The 17,262-nt window shown below is 31.7% G+C and carries 13 protein-coding genes; 12 read left to right on the top strand and 1 reads right to left on the bottom strand.

Annotated features, from left to right (window positions below; all coding sequences use genetic code 11):
- The 5 genes from BN350_RS12530 (at position 1) to BN350_RS12510 (ending at position 6,417) form a co-directional block, all read left to right on the top strand.
- The gene (locus BN350_RS12530; protein WP_028043918.1) at positions 1-1,116 is read left to right on the top strand and encodes an ABC transporter permease; all 1,116 of its coding nucleotides are present in this window, start codon (positions 1-3) and stop codon (positions 1,114-1,116) included.
- Positions 1,103-2,254, top strand: a complete 1,152-nt coding sequence (locus BN350_RS12525; RefSeq protein WP_028043917.1) for an ABC transporter permease — start codon at positions 1,103-1,105, stop codon at positions 2,252-2,254. Before BN350_RS12530 ends, BN350_RS12525 begins: the two co-directional genes overlap by 14 nt.
- A gap of 106 nt (positions 2,255-2,360) precedes the next feature.
- Complete coding sequence (locus BN350_RS12520) at positions 2,361-3,293, top strand: AAA family ATPase (protein WP_028043916.1); 933 nt, start codon at positions 2,361-2,363, stop codon at positions 3,291-3,293.
- Positions 3,290-4,261: a DUF58 domain-containing protein gene (locus BN350_RS12515; protein ID WP_028043915.1), complete on the top strand. Its 972-nt coding sequence runs from the start codon at positions 3,290-3,292 to the stop codon at positions 4,259-4,261. Before BN350_RS12520 ends, BN350_RS12515 begins: the two co-directional genes overlap by 4 nt.
- Positions 4,258-6,417: a transglutaminase-like domain-containing protein gene (locus BN350_RS12510; RefSeq protein ID WP_028043914.1), complete on the top strand. Its 2,160-nt coding sequence runs from the start codon at positions 4,258-4,260 to the stop codon at positions 6,415-6,417. Before BN350_RS12515 ends, BN350_RS12510 begins: the two co-directional genes overlap by 4 nt.
- 19 nt (positions 6,418-6,436) lie before the next feature.
- Here the strand turns inward: BN350_RS12510 and BN350_RS12505 are convergent, their stop codons facing one another.
- A complete protein-coding gene (locus BN350_RS12505) occupies positions 6,437-7,678 on the bottom strand; it encodes a 6-phosphofructokinase (RefSeq protein ID WP_028043913.1) in 1,242 nt (413 codons plus the stop codon).
- Between the two features lie 195 nt (positions 7,679-7,873).
- On the opposite strand from BN350_RS12505, the gene nifJ reads away from it, so the two are divergent.
- The 7 genes from nifJ to BN350_RS12470 all read left to right on the top strand — a co-directional run bounded on the left by nifJ (position 7,874) and on the right by BN350_RS12470 (position 17,258).
- Positions 7,874-11,392 carry a pyruvate:ferredoxin (flavodoxin) oxidoreductase gene (nifJ, locus tag BN350_RS12500; protein ID WP_028043912.1) on the top strand — a complete coding sequence of 1,173 codons (3,519 nt, stop codon included), beginning with the start codon at positions 7,874-7,876 and terminating at the stop codon, positions 11,390-11,392.
- 147 nt (positions 11,393-11,539) lie between these two features.
- Positions 11,540-12,301 (top strand): ABC transporter ATP-binding protein, encoded by a 762-nt coding sequence (locus BN350_RS12495; protein WP_028043911.1) that lies wholly within the window; start codon positions 11,540-11,542, stop codon positions 12,299-12,301.
- 2 nt (positions 12,302-12,303) lie between these two features.
- Positions 12,304-13,932: an ABC transporter permease subunit gene (locus BN350_RS12490; RefSeq protein ID WP_028043910.1), complete on the top strand. Its 1,629-nt coding sequence runs from the start codon at positions 12,304-12,306 to the stop codon at positions 13,930-13,932.
- Positions 13,929-14,915 (top strand): extracellular solute-binding protein, encoded by a 987-nt coding sequence (locus tag BN350_RS12485; protein WP_028043909.1) that lies wholly within the window; start codon positions 13,929-13,931, stop codon positions 14,913-14,915. The genes BN350_RS12490 and BN350_RS12485 overlap by 4 nt, the downstream gene beginning before the upstream one ends.
- A 2-nt stretch (positions 14,916-14,917) precedes the next feature.
- The gene (gene phnW, locus BN350_RS21005; RefSeq protein ID WP_028043908.1) at positions 14,918-16,009 is read left to right on the top strand and encodes a 2-aminoethylphosphonate--pyruvate transaminase; all 1,092 of its coding nucleotides are present in this window, start codon (positions 14,918-14,920) and stop codon (positions 16,007-16,009) included.
- A 3-nt stretch (positions 16,010-16,012) separates the two neighbouring features.
- Positions 16,013-16,804 carry a phosphonoacetaldehyde hydrolase gene (gene phnX / locus BN350_RS21000; RefSeq protein WP_028043907.1) on the top strand — a complete coding sequence of 264 codons (792 nt, stop codon included), beginning with the start codon at positions 16,013-16,015 and terminating at the stop codon, positions 16,802-16,804.
- Between the two features lie 100 nt (positions 16,805-16,904).
- Positions 16,905-17,258, top strand: coding sequence for a VOC family protein (locus BN350_RS12470; RefSeq protein WP_028043906.1), 354 nt, complete (start codon positions 16,905-16,907; stop codon positions 17,256-17,258).
- Positions 17,259-17,262: the final 4 nt, after the last annotated feature.

Raw genomic sequence — 17,262 nt, 5'->3', positions numbered from 1 at the left:
ATGCAAATATTTATATATCAATTAAAATTATTATTAAGAAATAAACCTATGTTATTTTGGACATTTGCTTTTCCTTTGATTTTAGCAACATTCTTTAATCTGGCTTTTTCAAAATTAAATAGTGCTGATAGTTTTGATCCTATTGATGTTGCTGTTGTTATCCAAAAAGAAGATCAATCTTTTCAATCACTATTAGATGAATTATCAAAGGAAAACAAAGATCAATTACTCAATATACAATATGTATCTGTTTCTAAAGCTCAAGAAATGCTTAAAGATAAAGTAATTACAGGTTATATGCTTGTTGATGAAGAACTTGAATTAGTAGTTAATGATAATGGCATATCACAAACGATTGTTCAAAGTGTTATGGATACATATTTACAGACCAAACAATCAATGAAAAATATTGCTTCATTCAATCCTCAAGTTATGGGTCAACTTATCCAGCATAATATTCAACAGGACTTCTTTCAAAGTCAAAGAATTTCATCTTTAGATGTTACAGTCGTTTACTTTTATACTCTTATAGGGATGACGTGTATGTATGGTGGATTTTGGGGACTTCGTGTATCAACAAATCAAGAAGCTAATTTATCAAGACAGGGAACACGCGTTCAAGTTTCACCGATATCTAAAATTCGTATAATGTTGACAGGTGTTATTGCTGCTTTTCTATGTCAATATTGTGCAATGATTATTTTGTTTGCATATCTTTATTACGGTTTAAATATAGCATTTGGAGATCATTCACTTTATATATTTATTCTAATGGCAATTGGTAGTTTACTTGGAATTATAATAGGTCAGCTGATTGGAACTTTGTTGAAATGTAAAGAAAATACGAAGATTTCTATATTAACTTCAGTTTCATTGTTTTGTTCATTCTTATCTGGAATGATGATAGTTGATTTAAAATATTTGATTCAGGAATATGTTCCGATTTTAAGTTATATGAATCCTGTTAGTCTCATCACAGATGCATTGTATGCTTTATATTACTATCCAACTTATGAAAGATTCTTTTTTAATATTGCTTTACTAATCGTTATGGTCTTTATTTTAGGAATAACTTCAATACTCATATCAAGGAGGAAAAAATATGATAGTCTTTAAAAATTATCTAAAGGTTACACGTTCTTTTCTTTCTACAATTATTCTTTATACACTTATATTTATAGCGATTGCTATCATGACAACAGTAAGTGGATCACAACAAAGTCAGAGTTTTGTGACAAGTCAAAGTTCTATTGCTCTTATTAATCATGACCAGGATACAGAACTTATTCAGACTTTTCAAAAGTATGTTCAAACCCATGCTCAATATGTTGAATTAGAAGATTCTGATGATCAATTACGGGATGCACTCTTCTTTAGAAAAGTTGATTATATTATGATTATTCCTAAGAATTTTACAGATGATTTTTTAAATGGGAAGGATATTAAAATTCAAACAATGGAAGTTCCTGATTCTACTTCAGCAACTTATTCAAAGACACTCATGAATAGATTCTTGAATACAGCACAACTCTATTTATCTGCTGGTATAAGCAGTCATGATTTAACTCATTATATTCAAGATGATTTGAATATTCATACTCAAGTAACAATGCTTAATGAAAATCATGATGGACAAATAAGTCAAGCAAGATATTTTTATAATTTTTCAAATTATAGCCTTCTTGCGATTATTATTGTTGTCATATCAATGGTCATGATATCTTTTTGTGAGGATAAAATACATCGTCGCCATCTCATATCATGTGTTTCATATCAAAGTTTTAACCGTCAATTATTATTAGGAAATGTTGTTGTTACACTTGGTATCTGGTTGTTCTATGTTATGATAAGTTTTCTATTATATCAAAAAGCAATGTGTTCAATACCTGGTTTACTACTTGTTCTCAATTCATTTGTTTTTACTATATTTGTTTTGATATTTAGTTTTTTCTTAACAAAACTGACTCATGAAAGAGAAGCAATAAGTATGATTTCTACTGTTGTGAGTTTAGGAACAAGCTTTATTGCTGGCGTTTTTGTTCCTCAAGAATTTCTTGCTCCGTTTGTTTTAAATATTGCAAAGTTAACACCAACGTATTGGTTCATAACTGGTAATAATCAGATTGCACAGTTATCACAATATACTATGACTGATCTATTTCCAGTCTTTATGAATATGGGAATAATTGTTTTATTTGGGATAGGTTTTTATTTCTTTACACAATTCATTAGTCGTTTTCAGTTGAAAAAGTAATTTATTTTGAAACCAGAGTGCTCTGGTTTCTTTTGTATTAATTTTCACATAACTATTTTCAAAGCTCCTATTATCGGTTATACTTAAAAGTGTAGGAGTTGAAATTATGGAAGAAATTAAAAATGTTATCAATGAAATAAAAAAAGCAGTTATAGGAAAAGATGAAGTGGTTGAAAAAGTTATAATGACAATGCTTGCAAGAGGACATATTTTATTAGAAGATATTCCTGGTGTGGGAAAAACAAATCTTGCTTTAGCATTATCTAAAAGTGTACAGTTAGATTATCATCGTGTTCAGCTGACAACTGATGTTATGCCTAGTGATATTGTTGGCTTTACTATGTATAATCCGCAAAAAAACGTTTTTGAGTATAAACCTGGAATTGCAATGTGTCATCTTTTGTTAGCAGATGAAATCAATAGAACATCAAGTAAAACACAGGCAGCATTACTAGAACTCATGGAAGAAGGAAAGATGACAGTTGATGGGGTAACTTATGAACTACCGCAACCATTTTTTGTTATTGCAACACAGAATCCGTTTGGGTCAGCAGGGACACAATTATTGCCAGATTCTCAATTAGATCGTTTTATGACTCGTTTAAGTTTAGGTTATCCTTCTATCAATGATGAAGTGGAGATTATGAAGTCTCGACAAACAACTAATCCATTAAATCTCATTCATGCTATTTTGACACCTGAGCGTGTTATAGAATATCAAAAACAAATAGATCAAGTTTATATAAGTGATGAAATCTATTACTACATTGTTGCATTAATTGATGCCACACGCCATCATGAACTTGTTTTACAAGGAGCATCACCAAGAGGATCTTTATCTTTAATGAAATTATCAAAAGTTTGTGCTTTTATGAAATCAAGAGATTACGTTGTTCCAGAAGATGTTAAGGCGGTTGCTGTTATGACTATTGCCCATCGATTAATCTTAAATTACGATGCTAAACTCAAAGAATCATCTGCAGAAGCTATAGTACAAGATATTCTTGAGAGAATCCCAGCACCAGGTATAAAGATATGATCAAAAGTCTTTTGAAATATGTTTGTGTTTGTCTACTTTTATTTGGTTTATGGAGTTTAACACTAGGATATTTTCCGTTTTTATTATTTTTTCTATTTTGTTTCATGATTCTCTTTTTATGGCTAGTTAGTTTAAATGCAATGTATCACACACAAGTGAGTTTACATTGTGATGAACATATTGTGAATCGCAATGAACATATTTATTTAACTTTTCGAAGATTGGATGACTTATATATTCACTGTGGTCAAATTAATGTCGAATATGAAATTATAGATATTTTTCATCAATGTGTTAGTGTAAAGAAAGTAACTTTATTGGATGAAATGGCAATGGATATGCTCACTTTACCACATTGTGGCTATTATACAATTCGTCTTAAAGTTCTTCATTGTTATGATATTTTACGTTGCTTTTCTCATCAGTCTATATCTCATGAATCTTTCTCGCTTTATGTATTTCCAAACTATAAGCAAGTCTCACTATCTTTATTAGAAACTTTTCAGGAACATTATGATGCAGTAGAATATGCTCCGCATCATGGTGGTGATGATTATTCAGAAATTTATGAATTGAGAAATTATAATGAAGATGATTCTTTAAGACATATTCATTGGAAAGCATCTTTAAAGAAGAATGAATTATTAGTGAAAGTGGGAAGTCAGCCAATTATTAAACGTATTACAATTGCTGTACTTTATCAAGAAAATGATGATTATAATGATCAGCAATTTGATCTTTTCTACTCATTATGTCAAGATTTATTGAAACGACATGTGCCATTTGAAGTTCTTATACCTCAATATTTAGATTTGCCAGTACATAATGAATATATAGCACATATAGATCAATTGAAGGATGTATTGAAAAAGATAATGAAAACACCAGTAGATCATTTTGATTTCGTTGAAAAACATCAGAATATTTATATGATTCAAGGAAAGAAAATAGAGGTGTATCAGTCATGAAAACATTGATGATAAAAAAATATCAAACGTCTTTTTTTCAATGCTTTGATTGTTTAATGATTATATTAGGAACAGTTGGAGTCGTAGGAGGTCTTATTCATTCTCTTTATTTTCCACCTCAGTCAATTTTTGCTGTAGGGTTATTATCATTATTAGGTATTTTTTTCTATTTTCATTTTGATAAAGGCATGATTTGGATACGTCGTTCTCTTTTGATGTGTTTTCTATTATTAATGTTTCTTTCTATTCTTTTATTTTCTTCATCAATTCAAGGCGTTATTGATCAGTTAATCACAACGATTAAATATGATTATTTTCTTGAATTTCATATTATTTTTCAGAATGTTCAAGAATTAAATAGTATTCTACCAATGATTATTGCTTTCTTATTAGGCATACCAATTATTTATCTGATCATTTCTTTAATTTGTCAAAGACATCATTCCTTAATAAAAATTTGTATATTGTTATTTCTATTTTTCTTTCCTGTTTTCATTAGACATTCTTTAGAACGTTATACAAGCTATTGTTTTCTTTTATTTATTCTTTATCAGTTTGTTTTTTCATGGATATTACAGTACCAAAAAGGTCAATTGATGCTTAGAGGATTATTATTAGTTGTATTAAGTATTGTTTTACTTTTCTCAAGTATCTTTTTAGAACCTAACCCCATATTTAATCAGAGTTCTGTTTCAGTTTTATCACAAATTAATAATTGGATCAATAATGGAGCCTTGGATTCTTTATTTCATAATCAAAATGTTACTGGAACAAGTTCCAGTGTGGATGGATCTTTACCAACGAATAGCGTTCAAACCAATCAGGGAATTGCTATGACGGTGAAAGCTAGCAAACCTTTTAGTTCATATATAAGAGGATATTCATTAGCTTATTATGAAAATAACAAATGGCATTCTGTTGAAAATGCACCCGAAAATTCAACATCTCTTATTGATTATACAAATTATTTGAAATCGTTTGGAACATTTATGGAACAATCTGTTGAAATAGAGACAACAAAAAATACAGAGTATCAATTCGTGCCGTATTTTCCATCTTTTCAAAGAGAAATTGTTAATGACTCTTATTATCAGAAATTTACAGGCATTATGAATATCTTGACAACTGAACCAACTCAAGTTTATTTGAGAGATGCATCATATCAGCATTCTTCTTATGAAGATTATGTTCGTCGTGAATATTTAGATGTTTCTGATGAATTAAAAGATGATTTAAAAGCATTTTTAGGAAAACATTCTGTAGAAGAACCTTATGCTCCAAGAGGAGAATTGTTAACTGATTATCATAAGAACATTGAGCAAGTCAAAGAGGCTATTTTTAAAGAAGCAAAGTATGATTTAGATGCTGGTGCATTACCTGCTAATACAGATTTTGTTCGATATTTTCTTTTTGAGAATCATCGTGGCAGTTGTACTCATTTTTCAACAGCAGGAGCTTTATTGTTAAGATGTTTAGGGATTCCAACGCGTTATGTGCGTGGATATATCTTAAAAGACAGCGATTTTGAAGATGGTGTTGCAACAATTCGTAATTATCGTTCTCATGCTTGGATTGAAGTCTATGAAAGTGGTAAGGGATGGATTCCTTATGAAATGACACCTAGTGATGGTCAGTCTAATCTCAATGAAGTTGGAACAATGTTAGATCGTATTGTGAACAATGATGGACCACGGTCATCTCAACAGACAAATCCTAATACTCCAGAGGAGGAGACAACATCAACAACGACTACCACAACAAATGAAGGAGAAAGAAAAACTGTCAAAACAGTTCCTTGGTATCAAAAGTTTCTCAAGTATCAAGATGCAATGATTATGCTAGGAATTATTTTTGTTAGTATTTCTTGTTATCGTTTTATAACAAAACATTGGTTGTCTTTAAGATTAAAAAGATATGATAATAATAAAAAAGTTATCTTTTATTATCATCGTATGACGAAAATTTTGAGGTTTGGAGGGATAACTGATTCTACTATTTTAAATATGGCAAATAAAGCACAGTTTTCTCAGTATCATATTCAAGATGATGAAGTAGATCAAATAAAACAAGTCTATCAGATTTTTGTTAAAGATGTGTATCAAAATTTACCATTGTATAAAAAATTAATTTTCAAATATATTTTTGGTTATAAATAAAAGACTGCCCTGCAGTCTTTTAATCTTGTTTAAGATGATTGATATTGGCATATTGAGGAATGCCATTTTCATAACGGATTGTTACTTCACCCTGAATGAGTGGAAAAAGATACTCATAAAGTTCCTGAGTAATATCATTATGTGCACTATTAATCCATTGTACTGGAATCCGCTGTTCTTGATTGGCAATTTCTGTAACATCCTGATACTCGCATTCGATCTGATAAGGATAATTATTCGTACGTTTAAAGACCATCATTACACCTGTTTGACCACTCATTGATGTGTGAACAGCACAACGTCCAATGTCAAATGACTCATCCAAATCAACTGCCGATGCAATATGCATAGCACAACGCTGTAAGACATTTAATTCGATGCTTCTCACTTTACATTTAAATTCCTGATAAACCATTGTTTCTAAAACTTTCCCTGTTCCAGAATGAAGAATATGGCCAAAAGCATCACGTTTTGCATATTTAGAATCAGAATCTAAAAATTGACCATTTTCATTTTTTATACCTTCACTTACAGCAATAATGACACTACGTTTCTTTTTAAAGACTTCACGAATATCATTAAGAAAGTTTTCTTGATTAAAAGGAACTTCAGGTAAATAGATAAGATCAGGAGCGTCATTATACGCTGTTCTTGCAAGTGCACTTGCAGCTGTTAACCAGCCAGCATTACGCCCCATGATTTCAACAATTGTAACAGCATTAAGTTTGTAGATAGAACTATCATAGGCTATTTCTAACATTGAAGTTGCGACATACTTTGCTGCTGAACCAAAACCAGGTGTATGATCAGTTCCCATTAAATCATTATCAATTGTTTTAGGGATACCAATGAAACGTATAGTTGAATGAATTGTACTAGCATAAACAGAAAGCTTAGCAACGGTATCCATTGAATCATTTCCACCAATATAATAAAAATCAGTAATATTTAATTTTTCAAAAGTGTGAAATAAAGATTCATAAGTTTGTGGATCTTCTTGATATGTAGGTAATTTATAGCGACAAGATCCTAAATACATAGCTGGTGAATGTTTGAGATGACGAATTTGTTCCTCTGTATTAAAAACATCTAACAAATCCATGTATTTATGTTCTAATAAGCCTTTGATTCCATTAATCATTCCATAAACATGTTCAAATTGATTACTATCAATACATTCAGCAATAATTCCAGCTAAAGATGCATTAATAGCAGCAGTTGGACCACCAGATTGTCCAATAAAACAGTTTCTTTTTTTCATGAGTTGACTCCTTCGCTTAATTTCCATCATATTCTAACATTTTTTGATATATAAAAAAAGTCTATAATGTAAATTCTTATGATATGTTAGGAAGGTTATGATTTTCAACATATATTTCCAATGGAAAATAAAGAATAGATATGGAAATTTTATTGAAAGAAGAGTATACTATAAGATATAGGAGGAAAGAAAATTATGTCTAAAAAGTATTTATCTATGGATGGGAATACTGCTGCTGCTCATGTAGCATATGCATTTAGTGAAGTTGCAAGTATCTATCCAATTACCCCATCTTCTCCAATGGCTGAAAATGCCGAAACTTGGGCTGCTCAAGGGATGAAGAATATTTTTGGGTCTGCTGTAAATGTTATTGAAATGCAATCTGAAGCTGGGGCTGCTGGAGCTGTTCATGGGGCTTTACAAGGTGGTGCTTTAGCAACAACATTTACTGCATCACAAGGTTTGTTATTGATGATTCCAAACCTATACAAAATTCAAGGTGAATTGTTACCTGGTGTATTCCACGTGGCAGCAAGAGCGCTTGCAACACGTGCGTTAAATATTTTTGGTGATCATCAAGACGTTTATGCTTGTCGCCAAGTTGGAGCACCTATGATTTGTTCTCATAGTGTTCAAGAAGTTATGGATTTAGGTGGTATTGCTCACTTAACTGCAATTAAAGCAAGTGTGCCTGTTATTCATTTCTTCGATGGATTTAGAACATCTCATGAAATTCAAAAAGTTGAGGTTATGGATTATGAAGTTCTTGAAAGTTTACTTGATAAAGAAGCTTTAAAGAAATTTAAAGCAAATGCTTTAAATCCTCACACAAATCCAGTAGAACGTGGTGGTGCTGAAAATGATGATATCTACTTCCAAGGTAGAGAAGCCCAAAATAAACATTATGAAGCTGTTGTAGAAATTGCTGCTGATTACATGAAAAAGGTTTCTGATATCACAGGTAGAGAATATGCTCCATTTACATATTATGGTGCTCATGATGCCGATAGAATTATTGTTGCTATGGGATCAGTGACTGAAACAATTAAAGAAACAATTGATGAATTAGTGAAACACGGAGAAAAAGTGGGATTAGTGAAAGTTCATTTATATCGTCCATTCTCTCCAAAGTATTTATTGAATGTATTACCAGAAACAGTAAAGAAAGTTGCTGTTTTAGATCGTACTAAAGAAATGGGAGCAACTGGTGAACCATTATACTTAGATGTTGTTTCTGTCTTAAAAGATAAAGACATTGAAGTGATTGGTGGACGTTATGGTATGGGTTCTAAAGATACAACACCACGTCAAATTAAAGCTGTTTACGATCATTTAAATGAAGAGAAACCATTTACTTCATTCACAATTGGTATTAATGATGATGTCACTCATTTATCATTAAAAGAAGATCCAGATTTCACAGTGGATGCTGATTATACATCTTGTTTATTCTATGGATTAGGATCAGATGGTACTGTATCTGCTAATAAATCTGCAATTAAGATTATTGGTGATAACACTGATTTATATTCACAAGCCTATTTTGCTTATGATAGTAAAAAAGCTGGTGGAGCAACACGTTCTAATTTAAGATTTGGACATACACCAATTCGTGCAACTTATTATGTTAATAATGCTGATTTCGTTTCATGTTCATTAGACAACTATGTTGTGAAATTTGATATGTTAAAGAATCTTAAAAAAGGTGGAACATTCTTATTAAATACTGAATTTGATGAAAAAGATATTGTTGATTATTTACCAAATCGTTTGAAAAAACAATTGGCTGATAAAAATGCAAAATTCTATATTATCAATGCTAATAAGATTGCTGCTGAAATTGGTATGGGAAGAAGAACAAACACAATTCTTCAATCTGCATTCTTTGCATTAAATCCTCAAATCTTACCAATTGAAAAATCAGTTGAATATATGAAAGCAATGGCTAAGAAAACTTATGGTAAAAAAGGTGATGCTATTGTTGAATTAAACTATAAAGCTATTGATGCTGGTAAAGATGCAATTGTTGAAGTACCAGTAGATGCTGCTTGGTCTCAATTAACTGTTAATGAAACACGTCAACGTACTGGCGATGATCATTTTGATAACTTCGTTTCACCAATTAATTCATTAGATGGATATGATTTACCTGTATCTGCATTCATGGACAAACTTGATGGTACTATGCAATCAGGTGTTGCATTAAAAGAAAAACGTGCGATAGCAGTGGAAGTTCCTCGTTGGGAAAAAGAAAACTGTATTCAATGTAATAACTGCGTGATGGTATGTCCTCATGCAACAATTCGTGCATTCTTATTAAATGATGAAGAAATGAATGCTTTACCAGAAGATATCCATGATGATGTTTTAAAACCAATTGGTAAAAATGTTGAAGGATTGGTATACCGTATTCAAGTTTCTCCTGATAACTGTGTGGGTTGTGGTCTTTGTGTGACTGAATGTCCAGGTAAAGCAGGAAAGAAAGCTTTAACTATGGTACCAGTGAAAGAAGAATTAGATCATGCACCATTGGCTGATTATATGTATACAAAAGTCTCTTATAAAGCTGATCGTTATCCATTAACAACTGTTAAAGGTGTTGGATTCATGAGACCATACTTTGAAGTTTCTGGTGCTTGTGGCGGATGTGGTGAAACACCATATTATCGTTTAGTATCTCAATTATTTGGACAGGATATGAGAATTGCTAATGCAACAGGATGTAGTTCAATCTATTCTGGTTCTACACCATCAACTCCATGTACTGTTGATGAAAATGGACAAGGTCCTGCGTGGGCGAATTCATTATTTGAAGATAATGCTGAATATGGATATGGTATGAAATTAGCTGAAAATTATATGGCTAAACGTATCTTAGAAATTATTAGAGATAATAAAGCAGATTGTGAAGCTGAACTTCAAGAAGTCTTAACACAATATGAAGGTGTTAAAGGACAACGTGTGGAAGAAAGAAAACTTTATGATCAATTGGTATCATTAGTAGAAGCTTCAAAATGTGAAGGTATTAAAGAATTATTAGATATGAAAGGTGAATTAATCACGAAATCTCAATGGATCATCGGTGGAGATGGTTGGGCATATGACATCGGATACGGTGGAGTTGACCATGTTTTAGCAAATGATCAAAATGTTAATATCTTAGTTCTTGATACTGAAGTTTATTCAAATACTGGTGGACAATCTTCTAAATCATCTCAAGCAGGTTCTATTGCTAAGTTTACTGCTGGTGGTAAAGCTGCATCTAAGAAAGATTTAGCTCAAATTGCTATGGCATATGGACATGTTTATGTAGCACAAGTGGCTATGGGTGCAAATCCAATGCAAACAATTAAAGCTATTAAAGAAGCTGAAGCATATGATGGACCATCATTAATTATTGCTTATGCTCCATGTATTGAACATGGTATTAAAGGTGGTTTAGCAAATCATCAACAAGAACAAAAACGTGCTGTTGAATGTGGATATTTCAACTTATTAAGATATGATCCACGTTTAGAAGATCAAGGAAAGAATCCTTTACAAGTTGATTCTAAAGAACCTGATTTTACTAAATTCAAAGACTTCTTGTTAAATGAAAATAGATTTGCTATGTTATCAAAAGTCAATCCAGAACATGCTGAAGAATTAATGGAAAAATGTGAAAAGGATGCTAAAAAACGTCGTGCTCGTTTAGATGTCATGGTAGCTGAATAAAAATATATTGAAGAACATATTTTCGTAAAAGAGAATATGTTCTTTTTTGCGTTTACATATCTTTAACAAACTATTAAAACAAACTGTGTAGATACAAATGTCAAAACTTGGGATAATGTATATGTCGATAAAGACAGGAGGTTAAAAATGTTAAAACTAGAACATATAAAAAAATCATTTGATGGAGTCAATATTTTAAATGATTTATCATTAGACATTCCTAATGGCGAAATTGTTTCTATATTAGGACCATCGGGAAGTGGAAAAACAACATTACTCAATCTTATTTTAGGAATGAGTGATGTTGATAGTGGGCGTATTATCTTTAATAATGAAGATATAACACATGTTCCAATGGAACAAAGAGGTTTCAATATTGTTTTTCAGGATTATGCTTTATTCCCTAATTTAAATGCTTATGAAAATATCATTTATGGATTACAGAATAAACCAAATATTTCCTCAAAAGAAGAAGTTAATGAATTGATTCATTTACTTGGCTTAGAAAAACATTTAGAGAAACGTATTGATCAATTATCTGGTGGACAAAAACAACGTGTAGCCTTGGCTAGAACACTGGTTATGAAACCTCAGATTTTATTACTGGATGAACCATTAAGTGCATTAGATGGTGTCATAAAGGAATCTATTAAAGAAAGAATTAAGATGATTGCTAAAGAATATAACTTAACAACAATCATTGTTACACATGATCCAGAAGAAGCCTTGACATTATCAGATCGTGTCTTAATTATTAATGAAGGTCAAATTTCTCAATATGGAAAGCCAGAAGATATTATGAATCAGCCAAGTTGTGATTTCGTACAAGACTTTATTTTAAATCAATTGGAAATCAAAAGAAGAAATATCTTTGCGCTGTTTCATCCTATGCAAGAACAAATGGTATAAATATGAAAAAGAACTTTGAAATCAAAGCAATCTACTGGTTTATTATTGTTCTCTTTGCTTGTTTCCTTGTTCTTCCACTTGGCTCATTACTTATACAATCTTTTCAGAGTCAAGGAAACTTCTCCTTTGCAAATTACATTCAGGTTATTGGTGAAAAAGGATTTTTAACAGCATTACAAAATAGTTTCCTTGTCTCAGGATTAAGTGCGTTGATCACAACATTTTTAGCTTTTATGATGGCTTATGCTATTCATTATACCAATATTCCTCTTCTCTTAAAAAAGTTTATGAAGAATATGACAATGCTTCCTATGTTGTTGCCAACAATCACTTATGGATTTGCGATTATATATTCATTTGGAAAACAGGGATTATGGACAAAAGTCTTTGGTCATCAGCTCTTTGATATTTATGGCATGAGTGGTTTATTACTGGGATATGTTATTTATACACTTCCTATTGCCTTTATGCTTATTCATAATGCTATGGAATATATTGACAAAAAGTTTATTATTGTTTCTAAGTTGATGGATGATAACTCATTCAAAACTTTTGTCATAACACTCTTAAAACCTATGTTAGGGACTTTGGCAGCAGCTTTTATTCAGGCTTTCTTTCTGAGTTTTACTGATTTTGGGATTCCAGCATCAGTAGGCGGACAGTTTGAAGTGGTTGCGAGTGTCTTATATAATCAAATGTTAGGAAGTATTCCTAACTTTGCCAATGGTGCAGTTGTTGCAATGATTATGTTATTGCCATCAGTCTTAAGTATTGCATTGCTTCATTACTTAGAAAGGTATAACATTCGCTATAACAAAATTTCAACAATTGAATTTAAGAAAAATGCTTTGAGAGACGTTTTCTGGAGTTTGATTGGACTGATGATCAATGTATTTGTATTGGCTATATTCATGGCTATTTTCATTGTTCCATTTATTCAAATGTGGCCTTACGATATGTCATTAACGTTGAATCATGTAGAAGCTGTCTTAATGGACCCCGCGCTTATAGGGGTTATAGAAAATTCGCTGATTGTTGCTATTTTGACAGCAATCACTGGAACATTTGTAGTTTATGGAGCTGCTTTGGCTGTTGCCAGAAGTTCTATTCATCCTAAATTGAAGAAAGTGATTGAAACAATTGCTTTGGTTACAAATACAGTTCCAGGAATGGTTATTGGTATTGCTTATTTATTGATATTTTCAGGATCACCCATTCAAAATACTTTTGTCATTATCATTGTTTGCAATATCGTTCATTTTTTCTCATCACCTTATTTAATGATGAAGAATTCATTAATGAAAATGAATGCTGGCTATGAAACAACAGCAAGATTAATGGGTGATAGTTGGTTCAAGACTATTCTGAGAGTTGTTACACCCAATGCATTATCATCTCTTTTAGAGGTTTTTAGCTATTATTTTATGAATGCTATGGTGACAGTCAGTGCAGTTATCTTTATTGCTGGAGCAAGAACAATGGTTATGACAACAAAAATCAAGGAACTTCAACACTTTGCAAAATTCAATGAAATCTTTGTGTTATCAATCTTTATTTTCATCATTAATTTTATTGCAAAAGGATTGTTCTATTATTTCACACATCGAAAGAAAAGGGAGAAAACAAAATGAAATCAAAATTATTAAAAGGGATATTAGCTTCTGCACTTTTATGTGCAACATTATTGACAGGGTGTCAGTCAGCTACAAATCAGGTGGTTATTTATTCTAATGCGGATGATGAGGCTGTTACAGCAATGAAAAATGCTTTAGATAAAAATGGTTATGAAGGTCAATATATATTTCAAACTTTTGGAACAAGTGAATTAGGAGGGAAACTATTAGCTGAAGGAACAAATATTGAAGCTGATTTGGTCACAATGAGTTCTTTCTATTTAGAGAGTGCACAAGACCAAAATGATATGTTTGTTGATTTGGATTTTGATACAAAATCAATAGAAGAGTATCCAAATTTTTATACACCAATCACTTCACAAGAAGGGGCAATTATTGTCAATACTGAAGAGTTAAAAACAAATCAATTAACTGCTCCAAAAAGTATGAAGGATTTAGCAAAACCAGAATATAAAGATATGATATCTGTGACTGATATTTCATCTTCATCAACAGCGTGGTTACTGATTCAAGGCATTGTGAGTGAATATGGTGAAGAGGGAGCAAAGGATATTTTAAAAGGTATCTACAGTAACGCAGGAGCACATATTGAAGAATCTGGCTCAGGACCTATTAAAAAAGTTAGAACTGGAGAAGTTGCGATTGGATTTGGTTTAAGACACCAAGCAGTCAGAGATAAAACATCAGGATTACCAATTGATTATATTGATCCAACTGAAGGGAATTTTAGTTTGACTGAGTCAGTTGCAGTTGTTAATAAAAAAGGAAGTGACCATCAAAAATTAGCAATGAAGATGGCTCAATGTATTATAGATCATGGCAGAAAAGAATTATTAGAAACTTATCCAAATCCATTATATGATGGAGAAACATCTTCATCAGCATATAAATCTGCCTATCCAAAAGTTTTTAAAGAAAAATTAACAGCTGATTTATTAAAGAAACATCAACAATTATCAGAAGAATGCAAGGAGAAATAAGAATGAAGAACTATAAGTTATTAACACCAGGACCTTTAACGACAACATCTACAGTGAAACAGGAAATGTTATTTGATCATTGTACATGGGATGATGACTATAAAAAAATCACTTTAAAAATAAGAAAGCAACTCTTAGAATTAGCACATGTTTCTCAAGATGATTATACAGTTGTTTTGATGCAGGGAAGTGGAACTTTTGGAGTAGAATCAGTTATCACAAGTGTGGTTGGCAATGATGAAAAACTCTTGATTATAGCTAATGGAGCATATGGTGATAGAATGAGGGATATTTGTGAACATGCACATGTTGCATATGAATTTATATCATTTTCTGAGAACGAAAGTCCAGATGCAAAGAAAGTGAATCAAATATTAGGAGAAGATTCTTCGATTACACATGTTGCTATGGTGCATAGCGAAACAACATCCGGCATTTTAAATGACATTGAAAGTATTGCGAAAGTTGTGAAAGAACATCAAAAAGTCTTTATTGTTGATGCGATGAGTAGTTTTGGTGGCGTTGATATAGAAGTTGGAAAATTAGGCATTGATTTTCTCATTAGTAGTGCAAATAAATGTATTCAGGGTGTTCCAGGATTTTCATTTATTATTGCAAATAAACAATTGTTAATAGAAAGTCAAGGTAAGGCAAGAAGTTTATCATTGGATTTGTATGATCAATGGAAAACAATGGAAAAAGATGGGAAATGGCGTTTTACTTCACCAACTCATGTTGTTCTGGCTTTCTCAAAGGCTCTTGAAGAATTGTTGGCAGAAGGTGGCATTGCAGCCAGATCAAAACGTTATTATAACAACAATCGTTTATTAATTCAAAAAATGGCTGAGATGGGTATGGCAAGTTATGTTGATATGGAATATCAGGGACCAATTATTACAACTTTCTACTACCCAGAAAACAAACAGTTTGCTTTTCCTGATATGTATCGATATATTAAAAAAAGAGGATATGCCATTTATCCTGGGAAGTTAACAACAGCAGAAACTTTTAGAATTGGAAATATTGGAGAAATCTATGAAGAAGATATCTTAAACCTATGTGATATTATTCGTGATTTCTTAGCGGAGGTATAGAAAATGAAAATAGAGGCAGTGATTTTTGATTGGGCAGGAACAACAGTCGATTATGGTTGTTTTGCACCAGTGCAGGCATTTCATGATGCTTTTGAGGCTTATGGATTGCATCCAACTTTTGATGAAATTAGACAACCTATGGGGATGTTAAAGATTGATCATATCAAAACAATGTTAGAAATGGATTCATTAGAAAAAGAATTTCAAGATGTTTATCAGCGTTCATATACTGATGAAGATGTTCATCATATTTATGATATTTTTGAAAAAACATTAATGGAAGGGATAACACAACACACAAGAATCAAACCATACGTCGTGGAGACAGTCCAAAAATTACGTATAAAAGGACTAAAGATTGGATCGACAACTGGTTATACTGATATGATGATGGAACCTGTTTTAAAGAGTGCAAAAGAACAAGGTTATGAACCAGATTGCTGGTATTCACCTGATGCAACTGAACATTTTGGTCGTCCATATCCTTATATGATATTTAAGAATATGATGACACTCAATATTACCAGTGTACATCATGTTATCAAAGTTGGAGATACAGTTTCAGATATACAAGAGGCTGTGAATGCTGGGGTCTATGCTATAGGGGTTATAGAAGGCAGTTCACTTTTGGGGTATAGTGAACATGAATATAAATGTCTCGATTTGAATGAAAAAATGCGTGCAATTGCAAGAGTAAAGAAAACTTATTTCAATCATGGAGCAGATGCAGTTATTATGAACTTTAGTGAATTGCCTCAACTGATTGAAAGATTATTGCTTGAAGAAGACCATTAGGTCTTTTTCTTGTGTTATTCAATATATATTTACTGTTTCTTCATTATCATGTATACTATCTATATAACAATATTGAATAGAAAATGTGAGGAAGTTTATGATGAATTGTTCAATAAAGTCAATGTACTTATGTGTGGATAATATGGAACGAGCGATTTCTTTTTATGAACATTTTTTTGAAAAAAGTGTTCTTGTTCGTGATGATATTTATAGCGTTTTAGATATTAATGATTTTCATTTAGGATTGTTTGCTTATCAACTGATGGGTGAAAGCCATATCTTTGGCAGTAACTGTTTGCCAAGTATAGAGGTTGATTCTCTTGAAATTTTGAAAACTAAAACAAAGGATTTACAAATATGTTTTCCTTTGACACAAATAGGTGAAAACTGGGTTATAGAATTTGTTGACAGTGAGGGGAATCACATTGAACTGACGACCCCTATTCAGCAGTAGGGAG

Origin of the sequence: Candidatus Stoquefichus massiliensis AP9 (genome assembly GCF_000455285.1) — a bacterium.
Classification (GTDB): Bacteria; Bacillota_I; Bacilli_A; order Erysipelotrichales; family Coprobacillaceae; genus Stoquefichus; species Stoquefichus massiliensis.
Note: the sequence above shows the minus strand (reverse complement) of the source record. Positions and strands in the feature narration are given on the sequence as shown.